This window comes from Mesorhizobium waimense, assembly GCF_003601975.1.
Lineage (GTDB): Bacteria > Pseudomonadota > Alphaproteobacteria > Rhizobiales > Rhizobiaceae > Mesorhizobium > Mesorhizobium waimense.
Genome location: NZ_QZWZ01000254.1, coordinates 1 through 388, shown reverse-complemented (window position 1 = coordinate 388; position 388 = coordinate 1). Strand labels below are relative to the sequence as shown.

Genomic DNA, 388 nt, shown 5'->3' with positions numbered 1-388 from the left:
GTGCACAGCTATCCAGTGGAGCCCTCGGCCGCCGAGGACGGCGCCGGCCGGGGCCGGGAGCCCGGCTCGCGTCGGCGCCGGGGTCGGGACAAGACCGCGGCTCCCGCGGCTCCCGCGGCTCCCGCCGCGGTCGCCACCGAACCCCCCGGTGAGGACGCCGCCGTCAAGCGGGCGCATCCCGTCGCACTGGCCATGGCCGCGCACCAGGCGGAGGAGCCCGGCGGTCGGTCCGAGGAAACCGCCGGGCCGGCGGAGGTCGCGGCGGAAGCGGTCGCGGCGGAAGCGGCGGTATCGGAAGCCATCGAGGCCGTCGAGGCGGCCGGCGACACGGTGGCCGCGTCCGCGCCGGAGAGCGCCGTGGAGCCGGCCGCCGACGAGCGGGTGGCGG

General features: G+C 79.9%; 1 protein-coding gene. It reads left to right on the top strand.

What is annotated here, in order from left to right; translation table 11 throughout:
* Positions 1–192 precede the first annotated feature (192 nt).
* A partial coding sequence (locus D3227_RS42525; protein ID WP_208646662.1) for a hypothetical protein occupies positions 193–388 on the top strand: 196 nt, incomplete at its 3' end.